Below are 16,528 nucleotides of genomic sequence, written 5' to 3' on the forward strand. Positions count from 1 at the left end.
CCTAGTGCCATGAGCGGTGCCGGCATCAGGCTTCGCTTCGGACCATCCCGGCGGTGCGACGGGTCCATGACGATGTAGCCTGAGGGACTGGCAAGATGTGCAGGCTTTGATGCGCATCAAGGCGGAAGGTCGCACCTCGGGCGATCCTGCAATAAAGCTCATCGGAGGAACGACAATGACCTTCAACACCATCATGGTCCAACTCGATGTCGATTCCCCGGCAGTGCCGCGAACGACCTACGCGCTGGAGTTGGCGCGACGCTTCGAGGCTACGCTGATCGGTTTTGCGGCGGCTGATGCATATGTGTTTGTTCCTGGTGACGATGGCGACACGGCGGCGGCTGAAATTATGCGGCAGCGCCGGAACGGGATCGAGGATCGCCTGAAGATCCTGAAGGAAGAATTCCTGAGTGTCGTTGTCGGACACGATGCCTCCTGGCGCAAGGAGGTCGGCGATCCAACATGTATGCTGGCGATGCATGCGCGCGCAGCCGACCTCATCGTGACCGGGGCTCCCGCACGAGGAGTTCCGAGCGACCGTCACCGGATGGTCGATGTCGGAACGTTGGTACTGTCGGCCGGGCGGCCCGTGTTGCTTGCGGCTGACAAGGTTGCGCCGCCTAAGTCCGAAAATGTTCTGGTGGCTTGGAAGGATACCCGCGAGGCGAGGCGCGCGGTCACCGATGCGATGCCCTTTTTGACCGGTGCACAACATGTCCTTGTGGCGACGATCGAGGAACAGAACCTGAGAAACGCACGCGAAAGCGTCGGGGACGTCATCCGGTTCCTGATGAGACATGGCGTCGAGGCAAGATCGGAGGTTTTGGACGTCGGCCAAGCGGACGCTTGCGAAGCCGTGTCCGAAGTCGCCCGGGCGATGGGTGCAGATATTGTGGTCGCGGGCGGCTATGGCCACAGTCGTATCCGCGAATGGGCTTTTGGCGGCATGACCCGCTCCTTGCTGAAGCAAGGGGCGATTAACCGGCTGCTCTCGAACTGACCCACTGGGAGCAGGGATACGCAGAGTCGAGGCGAATGCGAGCGGGAGACCAATGATGGCAAAGAGAACGGACAAGGTCGAGGTTGGCATGGATCTGGCCGCGAGGTGCCGCGTTACCGAAACTTGGCAAGACGATCTGGGGGACCGGTGGGCCACGGTTCTGATCGAGGGCCACGACATCCCGGTCACACTCAAGGTAGTCCACTTTTACCCGTTCGATGACGGCAACTAGCGCGTGACCAGGGCATATGGCGGCGCGACTGTGGGACCTGATCTCTTGAAGCCGCGGCTGGATTTGGGAAGGCCGTTGGCGGATGAGTCACACGGTCTGGCGGCTCTAAGAGTGCATGCCGTCGCGGCGGAAATGGCTTAACGTGGCTTGGCGGTGCCGAATTTGCTGCAGCGTCTGCAGTCGTGCGTTTGTAAACAAGGCGTATGACAAAGGCGAAGTATGCGACCTGCAGAACTACAAGGTCGATAATCGCCCAGCCTACCGCGGTCCAGATTGACCCGGTTGCCGCGTAAGCCCACAGACACACAATACCCGAGGTCAAAAACATTCCGAGCAGGAATTGCGCAAGATACATCGCGGTCCACCCAGCCGTTCGACGAAGGATTTCGAAACGACTCTATTGCTGTCGCCCAAAGCGAACGAGGTCTTAAGCGACCGGCGCGCCTGGCCACTTGATGTGGATCAACAATCCGCGCGAGTAGGTAGTTTCCCGTAGGGATATAACCGAATTTCGCGACCCGCGGATTCGCGCGATTGCTGTGTCACGGAACAACCGGGAAAACAGCCATGCACGCTTACACCGCTTCCAGAATTTCATTGCCGACGCATTCTGCTCAGCCGAGCCTGCCAGCGGTCTTTGGCTCGGAACCGCAACTGCCCGTCAACTTCTTTCCCGCCGGTTCGGAGATTTATGCTCAAGGTGAGAAGGCCGGCGCTCTCTACCAGGTCGAATTCGGCGCCGTGCGCATCTACCGCCTGCTCGCGGATGGCCGCCGGCAGATCAGCGCCTTCCACCTCGCCGGAGAGACTTTCGGCTTCGAAGCCGACACGAAGCATCATTTCTTCGCCGAGGCTATCAACGCCACCGGGGTACGCGCCTTCCGCATCGGCACTGGAGCGGACATGTCCCATCAGCTGTTGCCCCTGGCGCTCAAGGGCCTGACGAGGGCGCAGGAGCACCTCCTGGTGCTTGGCCGCCAGAACGCTATCGAACGCGTAGCCGCTTTCCTCGTGGATATGGCGGAGCGGCAGGGCGGCTTGCGGCAGGTTGAGTTGCCAATGTCGCGTATGGACATCGGCGACTATCTCGGCCTCACCATCGAGACCGTATCGCGGGTGTTCACCCGGCTGAAAGACAAGGGCGTCATCCGGCTGCTCAACCTGCGCAGCATTGAAATTGTCAAACACGACGCGCTCCATTGCATGAGCGAATGAAGCGCCTGCCTGCGCAAGAGACGACAATGACGCCGCAAACCGGCCTCAGTTCAAGGACCAGATGACGATGGACAACACACTGACCACCCATACCGGCTTTCGCTTTGAAGTGCGCCGCGCGCGCCCGGATGATGAGCCAACGCTGGTCGAGTTCTTCACCCATGTGACCGCAGACGACCTGCGCTTCCGCTTTCTCGGCGCTGTGAAGGAAGTCTCGCATGAACGGCTGGTCGCCATGACGCGTTCAGACGACGCCCATATCCATAATTTTCTAGCATTCTCAATTGACGGGATGCTCATCGCGGTTGCGACGTTGGCAAGCGATCGAGCCGATCGAAGCGGCGAGGTCGCGATCTGCATTCGCCAGGATCGCAAGCATCTGGGCGTTGGCTGGGAGCTCCTCGCCTATGTTGCGAAATATGCCGAACAACTCGGCCTCAAAGCGATCGAGTCGATCGAGAGTCGTGAAAATCGTGCTGCGATCGAGGTCGAGCGCGACATGGGTTTCACCGTCACGACCGATCCCGACGATGCGACGCTTGTCCTGGTTCGGCGGGAGCTGGGGGCGCGATCAGCCGCTTAGCTGCCCCTTCCGGGCCGTTGTGGGCGTGGCAGATCGAAAGACGAGCATCTCCGCGGCCACAGCGCTTTCTTCATCCGCTGGAATGACAAGGACATCGACGCGGGAATTTGCAGCGCTGACTACCTCCTCGCCTCTTCGGTTGCGCTCGTCGTCGAGACCTACTCCAAACCAGGCCGCGGCGGCGCTGATCCCACGCGTCCGCAGGCCCAACGCAAGGCGTTCGCCGATGCCCTGTCCCGGAAGCGGCTTTTCTACGCGTCCTATCATCTATCCGTCTGGCCCGCATGAGACGCGTCAACCTCCATGACCGAAACACCGGCACTTCTTGATTGAAGCACCATGTTGGCCGTGCCTCTTCCACCGGGAAACGCGACGACTAGATCGGGAGTGCCTTCGTCTAGCGTTTGCTTGTTTCGGATCGGCCCGGCTGCGCGACGATGAGTTTCCCAATCGGCTGGGAAAGCCCGTACGGGGATTTGCCGGCTTTCGGCCAACGTACCCGACAGACGATCGGCACCGTCAGCATCGCCATGAATGACTATCGAAATAGCGCGCTCCTGATGTAGCCGATCGAGAGCTTGGAACAAGAATTTCCGGTCTTGGTCTGCTCTGATCAAATCGACATCGCTTGGTAAATTTGGCCCGTGATCGAGAGGCACTCCGAATTGGCGCCCTCCACACACAAGAACGATCATGCACACCTCCTTTCCTGGAACCACGAGGATCCAATTTCTGCCCCCTCACCGCCTGTGCGTAGCCTAGGAATGCAGAGATGCGAGTTCAGTCGATCATCCGAGCTCGCTTTCAATTGATCTTCGGTCGTATCGAATTGCCCATTATCTCCGCAAAGAATTGGTCAATGGCGTCACCCGTCGGGTGTTCGCCTTTGACACCAAAGGCATTCACCTTGGTGTGCTTTCCGATGAGCTCAAGGATCCGAGCTCGATCACCGAACTTGATCTTAGTAATGCGCCCTACCGGCACTTTCGTGCCACCTTCACCGCGCTCGTAACGCTCCTCTGACTCAATACCCCGGACAAGACCTTGGCGCCAGACGGTAGGCCATTCATGAATTGGCTTGATTGTCCCATCCCGATTGAAGAGATCGCCAAGGTCGGCATTCACCTGGTCCCTCAGTTTCTCAAGGAGGTCGTCCGAGCTGAACTGGACTCGCTGGGAGCGTTGGCGTTTTAATTCTTCAATGAACGCGCTTACGCCAGCATGCTTGAGCAGATCACAGCCTTCGACATCGGCTCGCTTTGCGGAATAGCCGGCCCGGATAGCGGCCTGCGTCGCGTTCAGATCGACGAGGTACTCGTAGGCAAACTGCCGCTGCTTCTCGGTGAGTTTTTTCACAACCTAACTTTTCCCAACCGTTTTACCAAACTCGAGCTCCATCCGTGGATGGCACTCCCCAACATTCCAAGGGGATGCCAGCCCGTCGGCTGCTATCTCACTTCAAGCGAAAGATGTGCGTTTCCAGATCGCCTTATCCGCCAGCCCAACGAGCTGAATGTTCGTGTTTCCCTTTCACGGCTTCCTCGAAAGCCTTCAATCTGACAGGCCCGCCTGCTGGAAAATAGGCCACTGGCTGATCGCCTTGGGACGATAACCAAGGCCAGCCTCGCCTCTGGTGTTCAGCCTCCCAGGCAGCCCAGAGCGGCGTTCCGGGGCGAACTTGTTCTAGAGATGAACCAACGACTTCCAGCATTGGCATGTCTGCGGGAACGGGTGTTCCGTTGCCGTTGTCAGCCTGAACATCCATGCGGTTGACCATCGGCCATCCATGCCGCGCCTGGTATGCCAAACGCTCACGATGTCCGGCTGCACCGTCGTCAGCCATCAACTTCCCAAGGAAAGATCTTGGCTTGGGCAACTGCTGCGGCGGAAGGAGTAGCCAACAAAGCCTGATCGCGCACCAAATGCTCCCGAATGGCTGGGCCATTAGTATAGATGACCCCTTGGCCACTGATAATGCTGAAGTGCGAAGATGCTTCCATTTCCGATCTTTGAAATACGTTCCAAGCGCCAGCGCTTTGCGCCCACAATGGGCAAGATAGGCAGATGCTTTCGCCTCTGCTTCGGCTCTTTCCGTATCTGACAATTCCGCGAAGCACGCTACTGTCCAATCCAGGGGCGATTTCGCCCAATGCGGCCAATTCAAGCTTTCGGCGAGATGCGTAACCCGTGCTTTGAACCCCGCCGGATCGTCCGCCTGGGGCTCACATTCTCCCTTGTCGTCGCGGCTTCGCTCTCTCTTTTGATAATCCGTAATTGCTTTAGGATCAGTCTTTACTAGTGCCGCATTTTCCGTCGACGGATTTGCCGTCGACCGTTTTTCGGGCTGCGGTAAGAATGCAACACTTTCCGACGTCTCGTCGCCTCGCTTAGACCTAGGTTCATCGAAAATGACCAAGCTAAGGGGAGCAAATCGTCCGTCGGCACGAGGTTGCTCTCTAACCGCATAACCAAGCTCGACAAGCTCACTGACCATCCGCTGTGCCTTGCCACGGCCACATCCCCCTTTGTTGCGAATGTCACCTATGACAACCTTCCAGTTGTCGGGTTTTGAAAGGAGATACCCCAGTAGCCAGCGCGCCTCCATCGATAGGCGTTGGTCTTCAAAGACATGGTTCGGAACGGTTGTGTAATTCGTAGTGCGTGGCCCACGCCTGATGGTAGGTTCCGAACTCACGCAACCCTCGTACGGTTTGCCGAGTTCCAGTCAGAGGCTGCGTGGCTATTGACGGGAACAGAACGGAGGCTGTCAACGGAGGTCTGGTCGAGCCCTGCCCGACGAAGATTTGAGGCCGTGTGGGCCAAACCCGTTGGTGTCGAAGCGTTCCGACTTGGGTTCCTCATTTTGCAATCTTGTCCGACGCGCGAGCCGAAGCCAGCAGGCAAGCGCCTGAACTGTTCTCAAAGGCTTCAAGCTCGGTCAGACGCCAACGCGTGCAGCCTGGTCCGATCTTGATAGGGTTAGGGAAATCTTTGCGATGTGAGGTCCATCGCCAAACGCTATTCACGGAGATGCGATAGCGCGCCGCAACGTCGTGAACTGAATAGAATACCTCTTTGGGCAATATCGACATGGATTGCAGGACCCTTGCCGAGGTCTCGCCTCGACATTTGCCCGCACGTCATGCGCAGAAGTTGCTCCTCGATCTCAATCAACGCGAACGATGCGTTTGACCTACAAGAGGCACTTTAGGAGAAGCGATTCCATTGCGTCAGTCAACATGCCATATCGACCCACACTACGGCGCACAAAAATCCGCCCAGTCCTGCATAAGCTGCCGGCGTTTTTCAAACAGATCACCGCGCCGATAGGCTGCCTCAACCTTGTTGCGAATGCTGTGTGCCAGTGCCATCTCAGCTACATCGCTTGGATATGCAGTGCGTTCGGCCACCCAGTCGCGAAACGTAGACCGGAAGCCGTGCGGAACAGCTGCAACACCCATCCGCCTCATCACGGCTGACAGCGTCATGTCCGAGAGCGAACCCCCGCGCGGTGCCGTGAAAACAATCTCCGAATGCAAGAACCTTGGGATGCCATCGAGAACAAGCATGGCTTGCCGTGAAAGAGGTACACTGTGTTCCCTCCCCGCCTTCATTCGATCGGCTGGGACCGTCCAAACAGATTTCTGCAGATCAAATTCGCTCCACTTCGCTTCGCGCACCTCGCCCGACCGGCCAGCTGTCAAAATAGCAAATTCGAGTGCTTTGGACCCCATCCCCTCAATCCGCTTCAAAGCAACAAGAAACTCTGCAACTCGATCAAATGGCAGGGCTGAATGGTGCGATACCGACCTCAGCTTTTTCGGCTTTGGAAGTACTGAATCAAGGTTCCCTTTCCACCTTGCAGGATTCTCTCCGGATCGAAAACCCGACACTGTGGCCCAGGACAAAACGTTCTCAATTCGACCCCGAAGCCTGGTGGCCGTCTCAGTCTTCTCAGCCCAGATGGGTTCGAGAACTTGAACAATGTGCGCAAGTGAGATCAACCCCACCGGCACAGTACCCAATGCCGGAGACGCGTAAGTCAGGATCGTCGTCAGGACCTGTGCGGCGTGCTTTTCGTTCCTGTATTCACGGCGCTTCGACTTATGCCATCGCCGCGCCGCTTCATCGAAGGTAATTTCACTCGCGACTGCAGACAACAGAGCACGCTTGGCTGCCCGCCTTTGTTCGGCGGGGTCGGCCCCGCGATCAACTGCTGCACGCATCTCCCGCGCTTTTTCGCGAACCTGGGCGAGTGTGACGTCCGGATATCCACCAAGACCAATCTCTCGCCGGCGTTGCCCGATGGAGATTCGAAGCAACCAGGAGCGTGCACCGGTATCCTTGACCTGCAACCCCAGACCCGCCACGCCGCCAACGGCATGTAGCCCCGGTTTCGAAAGGCGCTTGACCTCCAACGGTCCAAGCTCTCTAGCTTTGCGCGGCAATCCTACCTCCAAGACCCATCATTAGACCCACCAAAAAATATGCAACACGGTGAGGGCGCATGCAATGGCATAAAACGCTGCATAAGCCTATGGGACTGAATTTAAATGATATTCTATATTGATTGGACCGATATGTCACTGGGGCAAGGCGGACACTCCCTCCGCCAGATATTTGGCTACCGTGCTGAATTGCCTCTGTATTTTCAAAGAGGGCCAAATCTTTCCTAAGTTATTCCTAACTTCCTAAAACGAAGAAGCCTGCCACCGCGAGGCAGCGGGCCAGCGTGAGCGCAAACGTTGCGCCAGCCTCAGGATCAACGTTCGTCCTGGCGATAGAGCCGTTTGGTCGCGCGGTCGCTTTCCATGCGTTCTGCAGGACCACGGTGGCGTCGGGTCATAAGAACGTATGCCATCAATAGGGCCAGCAACAGTGGCCCACCAGCAACGACGATCAACCACATCACGCTTTCAAACATGAGGCATCTCCTTCACGTCACAACCGTCAAGGAGAAGAACCGTTCCGTTCAAAGTTACAGCAACACCAGCACCTCCTGCGACTGAGGGCCGTTTTCCCATGTGACCGTTTCGGAAATCCGGGCTCCGCTGCAACAAAAGGCTGCGGCTGCACGTTGCGGTTGATCATTCAACCAGGAGCAAAGCAAATGGCCGACGACAAAACGAAGACGGACTTCCGCGATCGGGACCGCGTCTCTGCCGATGAGGATTATGAAGTCGAGTATTTCGCCACCAAGGCCGGCATCACCCCGCAGCAGGTCAAGGAATTGATCGCGAAGCACGGCAACCGACGCGAGACGCTGGAGCGGGAAGCGAAGGCTCTGGGGAGCGGTAGGTAGGCCGGCATGCCAGAGTACCAGGTGGAAGAGTGGCATGGAGAGGAGTGTGTCTCAACTCAGGCCACGAGCGCCGATGATCCGTTATCTGCGGTAGAGAAGGTCACGGGCCAAAGGGTGTCGCCTAGAGCGCTTCAGGAGCATTGGTTTCGTGTGGTCGATGAAGATGCGCGAAGCACGCATGAATTCAGCCTTGAGGACGGCGGCCCGGCTGGAGATTTCGCAAAATAGCCATGACCAGAATCTCGGACCTGCATTGGGACCAACGCTGCAGATAGGCGAGAAAGGTGCAGCCGCCGGGCGGACCCGACGGCTTATCGTCGATTGGATCGCTGCCGCCGCATGGGGCCTTAAGGCGCGGCCGGCGCCAGCTTGGCGGCTACTTGGTCGATCTTGTCGGCAAGTACGCTATTGGCCCAATCTGTCACCTCAGGGTCAACGGGCTTGTTGGCCATTTGGGCAAGGGCTGCATCGATCGATGGGACGTTGGCAGCGGCAGCTGTGGCGGCGGTCTGAGCAGCGGCCGCATCCTGGGTGGCCTCATCGAGCGCTGCCTGTGCTGCATCGAGGTCGGCCTGCGTCGGGACATCTTCGGGCGGGGTATTCGGGTCAGCCGCTTTCGCATTCAGCGCGTCGAGCGCCGCTTTGGCGTCGGCAACCGCCTGATTAGCGGCATCGAGCGCCGATTGAGCGTTCTTGGCTATTGCCGACTGTGTCACAAAAGCCTGCACGCCAGCGAAGTTCTTGCTCTTGGAGTGCATAAAGGCGTTGGCGTTGCGCTGCAGTGAGTTCAATCGGCCCAGCTTGGCATGGATATTCTTTTCCTTGGACACTGAACCGGTAGCGGCCTTGGCGACCTGGCCCTTGGCGGATGCCGACTTGCCGAGCGAACCGCCGCCTCCGCCATTGCCGCCAGCATTACCGTTTCCTCCGCTATTGCCATTGCCATTGCCATTGCCGTTACCGTTACCATTGCCATGGCCGTTACCATGGCCGTTGCCACCAGCAGCAGCCAGGGCCGGCGACACCAGAAGCGAGAACACCGCAAATGCAGCAAAAAGGGTCTTTCGGGATGTCATAACTACCTCCGAGATTGCCACCGCCACTAACCGCTATAGCGGGCAACATGAGGAATCGCTAACACAAAGGGTAAACTTGGATATAGCTGTGCTTTCATTGCGAGAACGAAGCGGCCGGCCGGCGAAACGCCAACCAGCATAACTCTTTGAAATTGCTGAAGTAGATCACCCTCGTTGGGACCGGCCGGCCTTCCGAACTCAAAGGTCCTAGACCGCTCGGACCAAGGTCTTAAGCCTTGGTTTCGGCCGCGACTCAGAAGTCGTGACGGCGCGGCGACCTTCGGTAGTCGGCACCGTATCGGCCTGAGGCCGAGCTCGACATCGATCCGCTGCTGAGTCCCAAAACACCGCCTAAGTGGTTGTATTCTCTGTCTTTTGATGTAAGCGCTAGTCTGAGGTAAATTTCGACCGGCTTCTGGCGGGCTTACGTTATGCAGCATCGAACGTTCTTTGGCGGCAAGGTCACCGAGATCCCCACTTCGTTACATTGCGATCCCAGGGGAATGCTGACCGCTATCGAGTTCAGCGGTTACAATTTCCAAGCCGTGCGGGCGTTCGTCGTCACCGCGCCGCGCGGCACGTCGCGGGGCGGACATGCACACGGCTCGGGCCGGCAATTGATGATGCAGCTGTCGGGCGAGATCGGCATCGAATTTCGCTATCAGGAACAGATCGAACGGCTGACGCTCACCGCATCGAACCGCGCGGTGCTGGTCGATGCCCCGGTGTGGGCGCTGCAGACCTATGAAGGCGAGAACCCGTCTTTGCTGGTTTTCTGCGATACCGAATACGACCCTGAAAACTACGTATCGAACCCCTGATGACACTCATCGGGAAAGGAGAGGCCGCGATGCGCGCCAGGACATGACAGCGCCTCGCGGCAGAATGGCTATTCTCGGCGCCGGCATCATGGGCGCCAGCCTCGCTCTCATGATGGCCCGCAGAGGCTACGCGGTGTCCCTCTTCGACAAGGAGAGCGAGCCGATGGCCTGCGCCAGCCGTTGGAACGAGGGCAAGATTCATCTCGGCTATCTCTACGGGAACGATCCCTCGCTGCTGACCGCCCGGCATCTGCTTTCGGGAGGACTGTGTTTCGGCAGGCTTGTTTCCGAGCTGATCGGAAGCAATCTGGAATCGCACACGACCTTTTCGGAAGACCTTTATCTGGTCCATCGCAACTCGATCGTCGCTGCCGAGGCGCTGGGGGCGATCTTTGAACGTGTGGATGTATTGGTGCGCAGCCACGCTGACGCCACCAGCTACCTTGCCGACGTATCGGCGGCGCGGTCGAAACGGCTTTCCAGAACTGAATTGGCCGATGTCACCAACTCGGACCAGATCGTCGGCGGCTTCCAGGTGCCGGAGCGATCCATCAACACGCGATGGGTTGCCGACCGGCTTTGCGCCGTGCTTCGGGGTGAACCCAACATCAGCTTGCGAATGGCGGCCAAAGTCCTGTCGGCAAAGCCGGTGGACGGAATTGACGGGAAATGGCGCGTGGCGGTCGCAGGCGAGAAAAGCGAGGCGTTCGACATCGTCGTCAATTGCCTTTGGGAGGGGCGGCTGGCTGTCGACCGCACGGCCGGCATCGAGCCGGTTCCCGGATGGTCGCACCGCTACAGGCTTTGCCTGTTCGGCCGCACCAGGCAGCCTGTCGATGTGCCGTGCGCGGTCGTCGCCCTTGGCCCGTTCGGCGACATAAAAAACTATGACGGGCGCAACTTCTATCTCTCCTGGTACCCGAGCGGGTTGCTTGCGGAGAGTGGCGAATTGTCGATCGAAACGCCGCAAGCGCTCGATGCCGACGCACGACAGCGGTTCATCGGCGACGTTCGCGCCACGCTCGCCCGGTTGGTGCCCAGTGTTTCCAGCATGTTCGACGATGCCGAGGAGCTTGAGGTACGCGGCGGCTTCGTGTTTGCGCAAGGGCGTGGTTCGCTCAGCGACCCGAAAGCCACAATCCATCGCCGCGACCAATTCGGGGTCAACCGCCTGGGCAACTACATCTCGGTCGACACAGGTAAATATTCGACGGCGCCGTGGCTTGCCGACAGGCTGGCGCGGCAAATCTGCGGGATCGAGTGAATGGGTGAGACAGAACAGGGCGGCGCGAAGCAGGTAGCGCAGAAACAAGTCCAGCTTCGATCCGGCTGGCGGCCGAAGGTCACGGCGCTGGTGCCATGCTACAATTCGGCGGCATTCATTTCGCGTACGCTGGACAGCCTCGCCGCGCAGACCTGGGACAATATCGAGATCCTGGTCGGCGAGGACAATTCGACCGACGCGACATTCGAGATCGTTTCAGCCTTCGCCGGCGGCCGCGACGATGTCCGTATCCTGCGCCGGGACAAAAACCTGGGATGGCTGAAGAACTCCAACGATCTGATGGCCAATGCCAGCGGCGAATTGATGTTCTTTGCCTTCCATGACGACGTCATCGATCCAACCTATATCGAGGCGCTGGTGCGGGCGCTCGATGCCAATCCCGAGGCCGTACTGGCGTTCAGCGACGTCGAAGTGATCGAAGTCAGCGGCGAAAGTGCCACGTGGAAGTTCGACCTGCTGGAGGGCTTGCAGGACGGTTTAGCGCGTGGCCGGGCGATGGCGCGCCAGCCGCATGGATGGTGGGTTCCCAATCGTGGGATATTCAGGGCCTGGGCGTTCCACCGTAGCGGCGGGATCAAGCCCAACAGCCAAGGCGAATTCAGCGCCGACTGGACCTGGCTTCTGCATCTGTCGCTGCTCGGCGGCTTTGTCCGCGTGCCGCAAGTGCTCTGCCACAAATACTACCGGGCGGGCAGCATCAGCCGGCGCTGGGACCGCAACAGCACCCAACGAAGGGCCTTGCGGGCGGCGGGGATAAGGGAGGTCTGGCACAGCGAGGCCGGCCTGGCACAAAGAGCCTTCCTCGCTGTCTATATCGCCTTGCGGCCGTGGCGGTGGGGGCCGCGATCGCGAGAAGCGCAAAGACGGCGAAACAGGCAATCGGTGCATGGCAGCCCGGACAAATAAGAATGGCGCCGGGGGCGCGCCAAAACGGCTGCGCCTGCCCAGCCAACGGCGATTTCCGGGCACATCCGGCTGCCCCAAAATGGCACTCCGGTTGATTTTTCACGTGAGATATGGTCGTTCTCCCGCCCATGAAAAAACTATTCCTTGCGGCGCTGGCTTCGGTGACGCTGGCTTTACCCGCCCACGCGATGGACGCCGCCCTGCGCGCCGGCCTGCTGAAACTCGACCCGGAGACCCGGCTGGAGCAGAGATGCGACGCCGAAGTGCTCGACCGCATCAGCCATGACGACCACAAGTACAAGGCAGACCGCGTCGTCGCCTACGCCTTCGCGACGCCGGAAATGAAGGCCGATGCCATCCGCAGCCCGGGCGCTGCCTTCCGCAGCAAGGGGCAGTGGTACCGGCTGAAGTTCAAATGCGAGACGGCGCCTGACCATATGGAGGTCCTGCAGTTCCGTTACCGCATCGGCGACGAGATTCCGGAAGCCGACTGGGCGAAGTACAATCTCTACGACTGAATTCGCTGCGACCAGAATTCTCTCTGGCAGAACGACCTTCCCTATTCCCGTGGCTTTCAGCGTCGGCCGTTAGAGCGGTTCAGCTTTTTATAGAGCAGCTGACCCACTCTAACTCTTTGTTTTTGCATGATTCCGGACGGAAAACCGCTACGCACTTTTCCTGGAATTGCGCCGGCAGTCTCTTGACGCGCGGGAACCATACACGTTAGGGCGTCGGCATATCCGACGACGAACACGCCGATACAGCAAGGGGCTCCGGTCGATGGACATTTTCAGCGCTGCAAGCATGACGGCCCTCCTCCAGGTCATCGCCATCGATCTGGTGCTTGCCGGCGACAATGCCATCGTCATCGGCCTTGCCGCCGCCGGCCTGCCGGTCGAGCAGCGCAAGAAAGCCATCCTGATCGGCGTGTTGGCGGCGACTGTGCTGCGCATCCTGTTTGCCGCCGTCACCGTCAAGCTTCTTGCCATTGTCGGCCTGCTGCTGGCCGGCGGCATCCTTTTGTTGTGGGTGTGCTGGAAGATGTGGCGCGAGCTGCGGACGTCGCATGCCGACGAGTTCGAGGCGACCGAGGCGCTGTCCGATTCCGACCTCAACAGCGACAGAACGGTGGGTGGCAAGGCGCCGCGCAAGACGCTCGGCCAGGCGGCCCTGCAGATCGTCGTCGCCGATGTTTCGATGTCGCTGGACAATGTGCTGGCGGTCGCCGGTGCGGCGCGCGATCATTTTCCCGTGCTTGTCATAGGCCTGGTGCTGTCGATCGCCTTGATGGGCTTGGCCGCGAGCTTCATTGCCAAGCTGCTGCATCGCCACCGCTGGATCGCCTATGTCGGCTTGCTGATCATTCTCTACGTCGCGATCGATATGGTCTATCGCGGCGTTGTCGAGGTCTGGCCGCATGTCAGTCCTGTGGTGAGCTGACGCTGCCGGTCCCACAGCTTCTGTAGCAGCATGGGTATCTGCCGGAGGCAGTGGTCGCGTTCGCCGCAGCCGCTGCCCATACCAATGCCGCAATAAGTGTGGTACTGGCCGCCGATCCCGAAAAACCCGGATGTTTTCTCATGTCTGCGCCTCGCGTCAGTTTCGTCAGCCTTGGATGCCCGAAGGCGCTTGTGGATTCCGAGCGCATCATCACGCGCCTGCGCGCCGAAGGCTATGAGATCGCACGCAAGCATGACGGCGCCGACCTTGTCGTCGTCAACACCTGCGGCTTTCTCGACTCAGCCCGCGACGAATCGCTCAACGCCATTGGTTCGGCGCTTTCGGAAAACGGCCGGGTGATCGTCACCGGCTGCCTCGGCGCCGAGCCGGACGTCATCCGAGAGAAGCACCCCAACGTCCTCGCCATCACCGGCCCGCAGGCCTATGAGAGCGTGATGGCCGCGGTGCATGAGGCGGCGCCGCCCAGCCACGATCCCTATATCGACCTTCTGCCGCCGCAAGGCGTCAAGCTGACGCCGCGCCACTACGCCTATCTCAAGATTTCCGAAGGCTGCAACAACCGCTGCACCTTCTGCATCATTCCCGCACTGCGCGGCGACCTCGTCTCGCGCCCGGCGGCCGATGTGCTGCGCGAGGCCGAGAAGCTGGCCAAGGCCGGGGTCAAGGAATTGCTGGTCATCTCGCAGGACACCAGCGCCTACGGCATCGACATCAAGTACCAGACGTCGATGTTCGGCGACCGCGAAGTGCGGGCGAAATTCCTCGACCTGTCGGAGGAGCTGGGCAAGCTCGGCATCTGGGTACGCATGCACTATGTCTACCCCTACCCGCATGTCGCCGATGTCATCCCGCTGATGGCGGATGGAAAAATCCTTCCTTATCTGGACATCCCCTTCCAGCACGCCTCGCCGCAGGTGCTGAAGAACATGCGCCGTCCAGCCCATGGCGAAAAGACGCTGGAGCGCATTCGCGGCTGGCGCGAGGTGTGCCCGGATCTGGCGATACGCTCGACATTCATCGTCGGTTTCCCCGGCGAGACCGACGAGGATTTCGAGATGCTGCTCGACTGGCTGGACGAGGCCAGGATCGATCGCGCCGGCTGCTTTAAATACGAGCCGGTCCGCGGCGCCCGCTCCAACGATCTCGGCCTCGAACAGGTGCCGCAGGAGATCAAGGAAGCGCGCTGGCATCGCTTCATGCAGCGCCAGCAGAAGATCTCGGCGACGCAGCTGGCCAAGAAGGTCGGCAAGCGCCTGCCGGTGCTGATCGACGAGGCGCATGGCACGTCTGCCAAGGGCCGGACAAAATACGACGCGCCCGAGATCGACGGTTCGGTGCATATCCAGTCGCGCCGCCCGCTGCGCCAAGGCGACATCGTCACGGTCAAGATCGACCGCGCCGACGCCTACGACCTTTACGGCTCGGCGGTTTAGAAAATTACCAAAAAGGGCGCCTCCGGGCGCCCTCGGATTTTTGGCACAGCCCTCGGCGCGGTTTCGCAGTCGAAGCGTGCAGCCCGCGAAGTGAAAAAGGGCGCCGGGCGGCGCCCCTTCTCTTTTGCGTTTCCGATACTTACTGCGGCAACTTGTCGTCGACGCCCTTCACATAGAAGTTCATGCCGAGCAGCGTGCCGTCGTCGGCTACTTCGCCGTCCTTGAGCCACGGCGTGCCGTCCTGCTTGGCGACCGGTCCTGTGAAGGGGTTCCAGCCATCTGCGATTTTCTTGGCGGTTGCCTCGGCCATCGCCTTCACATCGTCCGGCATATTGGTGAAGGGCGCCAGCTTGACGGCGCCGTCCTTGATGCCGAGCCAGACATTGTCAGGCTTCCAGGTGCCGTCGAGCGCCGCCTGAACGCGGCTGATGTAATACGGCCCCCATTCGTCTGTCAGCGAGGTCAGCTGCGCGTTCGGCGCGAACTTGATCATGTCGGAGGACTGGCCGAAGCCGTGCAGCTTGCGCTCTTCCGCCACCTGCAGTGCCGCAGTGGAATCCGTGTGCTGGACGATGATGTCGGCGCCCTGGTCGAACAGCGCCTTGGCCGCGTCGGCTTCCTTGCCCGGATCGAACCAGGAGTTCACCCAGACGATCTTGGCCTTGAAGTTCGGGTTGACCGACTGCGCGCCGAGCATGAAGGAGTTGATGCCCATCACCACTTCGGGGATCGGGAAAGAAACGATATAGCCGGCGACCCCTGCCTTCGATTCCTTGGCGGCGATCTGGCCGAGCACGTAGCGGCCTTCATAGAAGCGCGCATTGTAGATGCCGAGATTGTCAGCGGTCTTGTAGCCGGTGGCGTGCTCGAACATCACTTTGGGGAACTTCTTGGCGACCTTCACTTCCGGGTCCATGAAGCCGAAAGAGGTGCCGAAGATGATCTTGCAGCCTTCGCGCGCCAGACGCTCGAAAGCGCGATCGGCATCGGGACCTTCCGAGACGTTCTCGAGATAGGCGGTTTCGACCTTGTCGCCGAGCGCCTTCTCCACCTCGAGGCGGCCTTGGTCGTGCTGGTAGGAATAGCCGAAATCGCCGATCGGGCCGGTGTAGACCCAGCATGCCTTCAACTTGTCGGCGGCCTGCGCCGACGCCGCCAGTGACATGGCGGCGGTCGTGGTCATCAACGCGATAAGCAGTTTTTTCATTGTGTTA

Annotated in this window: 20 protein-coding genes; 11 read left to right on the plus strand and 9 right to left on the minus strand. The window is 59.6% G+C overall.

The window, feature by feature from the left end:
* Window positions 1–109: 109 nt before the first annotated feature.
* Both NL532_RS18035 and NL532_RS18040 read left to right on the plus strand, forming a co-directional pair.
* On the plus strand, window positions 110–1,000 hold the full coding sequence (locus NL532_RS18035; RefSeq protein ID WP_245270366.1) for a putative universal stress family protein: 891 nt from the start codon (window positions 110–112) through the stop codon (window positions 998–1,000).
* Between the two features lie 55 nt (window positions 1,001–1,055).
* The gene (locus tag NL532_RS18040; protein WP_023829819.1) at window positions 1,056–1,232 is read left to right on the plus strand and encodes a hypothetical protein; all 177 of its coding nucleotides are present in this window, start codon (window positions 1,056–1,058) and stop codon (window positions 1,230–1,232) included.
* On the opposite strand, the gene NL532_RS32405 is transcribed toward NL532_RS18040, so the two are convergent.
* On the minus strand, window positions 1,192–1,587 hold the full coding sequence (locus tag NL532_RS32405; RefSeq protein WP_081726219.1) for an exopolysaccharide production repressor protein: 396 nt from the start codon (window positions 1,585–1,587) through the stop codon (window positions 1,192–1,194). The genes NL532_RS18040 and NL532_RS32405 overlap by 41 nt on opposite strands.
* A gap of 212 nt (window positions 1,588–1,799) precedes the next feature.
* On the opposite strand from NL532_RS32405, the gene NL532_RS18045 reads away from it, so the two are divergent.
* Both NL532_RS18045 and NL532_RS18050 read left to right on the plus strand, forming a co-directional pair.
* On the plus strand, window positions 1,800–2,447 hold the full coding sequence (locus NL532_RS18045; RefSeq protein WP_023829820.1) for a helix-turn-helix domain-containing protein: 648 nt from the start codon (window positions 1,800–1,802) through the stop codon (window positions 2,445–2,447).
* A gap of 67 nt (window positions 2,448–2,514) precedes the next feature.
* Entirely contained in the window at window positions 2,515–3,030 is a 516-nt protein-coding gene (locus NL532_RS18050; protein WP_023829821.1) for a GNAT family N-acetyltransferase, read from the plus strand.
* Here the strand turns inward: NL532_RS18050 and NL532_RS18055 are convergent.
* From NL532_RS18055 to NL532_RS18075, 6 genes are all read right to left on the minus strand, one after another.
* Window positions 3,019–3,297 (minus strand): hypothetical protein, encoded by a 279-nt coding sequence (locus NL532_RS18055; protein WP_023829822.1) that lies wholly within the window; start codon window positions 3,295–3,297, stop codon window positions 3,019–3,021. The genes NL532_RS18050 and NL532_RS18055 overlap by 12 nt on opposite strands.
* Window positions 3,294–3,725 carry a DUF2493 domain-containing protein gene (locus NL532_RS32220; RefSeq protein ID WP_081731065.1) on the minus strand — a complete coding sequence of 144 codons (432 nt, stop codon included), beginning with the start codon at window positions 3,723–3,725 and terminating at the stop codon, window positions 3,294–3,296. Before NL532_RS32220 ends, NL532_RS18055 begins: the two co-directional genes overlap by 4 nt.
* A gap of 109 nt (window positions 3,726–3,834) precedes the next feature.
* Window positions 3,835–4,386 (minus strand): terminase small subunit, encoded by a 552-nt coding sequence (locus NL532_RS18060; RefSeq protein WP_023829824.1) that lies wholly within the window; start codon window positions 4,384–4,386, stop codon window positions 3,835–3,837.
* A 133-nt stretch (window positions 4,387–4,519) separates the two neighbouring features.
* Window positions 4,520–5,725 carry a helix-turn-helix domain-containing protein gene (locus NL532_RS18065; RefSeq protein ID WP_155923872.1) on the minus strand — a complete coding sequence of 402 codons (1,206 nt, stop codon included), beginning with the start codon at window positions 5,723–5,725 and terminating at the stop codon, window positions 4,520–4,522.
* A gap of 562 nt (window positions 5,726–6,287) precedes the next feature.
* Window positions 6,288–7,478 carry a tyrosine-type recombinase/integrase gene (locus tag NL532_RS18070; RefSeq protein WP_023829825.1) on the minus strand — a complete coding sequence of 397 codons (1,191 nt, stop codon included), beginning with the start codon at window positions 7,476–7,478 and terminating at the stop codon, window positions 6,288–6,290.
* 314 nt (window positions 7,479–7,792) lie between these two features.
* Entirely contained in the window at window positions 7,793–7,954 is a 162-nt protein-coding gene (locus NL532_RS18075) for a hypothetical protein (RefSeq protein WP_023691300.1), read from the minus strand.
* A gap of 186 nt (window positions 7,955–8,140) precedes the next feature.
* Between NL532_RS18075 and NL532_RS18080 the strand changes: the two genes are divergently transcribed.
* On the plus strand, window positions 8,141–8,332 hold the full coding sequence (locus tag NL532_RS18080) for a DUF3606 domain-containing protein (protein ID WP_023668952.1): 192 nt from the start codon (window positions 8,141–8,143) through the stop codon (window positions 8,330–8,332).
* Between the two features lie 347 nt (window positions 8,333–8,679).
* Here NL532_RS18080 and NL532_RS18085 read toward each other — a convergent pair whose 3' ends face one another.
* Window positions 8,680–9,408, minus strand: a complete 729-nt coding sequence (locus NL532_RS18085; RefSeq protein ID WP_023829826.1) for a hypothetical protein — start codon at window positions 9,406–9,408, stop codon at window positions 8,680–8,682.
* Window positions 9,409–9,839: 431 nt separating this feature from the next.
* On the opposite strand from NL532_RS18085, the gene NL532_RS18090 reads away from it, so the two are divergent.
* From NL532_RS18090 to rimO, 6 genes are all read left to right on the plus strand, one after another.
* Entirely contained in the window at window positions 9,840–10,229 is a 390-nt protein-coding gene (locus NL532_RS18090) for a sugar 3,4-ketoisomerase (protein WP_023696117.1), read from the plus strand.
* Between the two features lie 64 nt (window positions 10,230–10,293).
* Window positions 10,294–11,493: an FAD-dependent oxidoreductase gene (locus tag NL532_RS18095; protein WP_023726567.1), complete on the plus strand. Its 1,200-nt coding sequence runs from the start codon at window positions 10,294–10,296 to the stop codon at window positions 11,491–11,493.
* Complete coding sequence (locus NL532_RS18100) at window positions 11,494–12,420, plus strand: glycosyltransferase family 2 protein (RefSeq protein WP_023829827.1); 927 nt, start codon at window positions 11,494–11,496, stop codon at window positions 12,418–12,420.
* Window positions 12,421–12,530: 110 nt separating this feature from the next.
* Window positions 12,531–12,938 (plus strand): DUF930 domain-containing protein, encoded by a 408-nt coding sequence (locus NL532_RS18105; protein WP_032894508.1) that lies wholly within the window; start codon window positions 12,531–12,533, stop codon window positions 12,936–12,938.
* A 262-nt stretch (window positions 12,939–13,200) separates the two neighbouring features.
* A complete protein-coding gene (locus tag NL532_RS18110) occupies window positions 13,201–13,860 on the plus strand; it encodes a TerC family protein (protein WP_023668959.1) in 660 nt (219 codons plus the stop codon).
* Between the two features lie 140 nt (window positions 13,861–14,000).
* Window positions 14,001–15,314: a 30S ribosomal protein S12 methylthiotransferase RimO gene (rimO, locus tag NL532_RS18115; protein ID WP_023691314.1), complete on the plus strand. Its 1,314-nt coding sequence runs from the start codon at window positions 14,001–14,003 to the stop codon at window positions 15,312–15,314.
* A gap of 139 nt (window positions 15,315–15,453) precedes the next feature.
* Here the strand turns inward: rimO and NL532_RS18120 are convergent, their stop codons facing one another.
* A complete protein-coding gene (locus tag NL532_RS18120) occupies window positions 15,454–16,521 on the minus strand; it encodes a BMP family ABC transporter substrate-binding protein (protein ID WP_023682527.1) in 1,068 nt (355 codons plus the stop codon).
* Between the last annotated feature and the right edge of the window lie 7 nt (window positions 16,522–16,528).

It is taken from the genome of Mesorhizobium sp. C120A, assembly GCF_030323105.1.
Classification (GTDB): Bacteria; Pseudomonadota; Alphaproteobacteria; order Rhizobiales; family Rhizobiaceae; genus Mesorhizobium.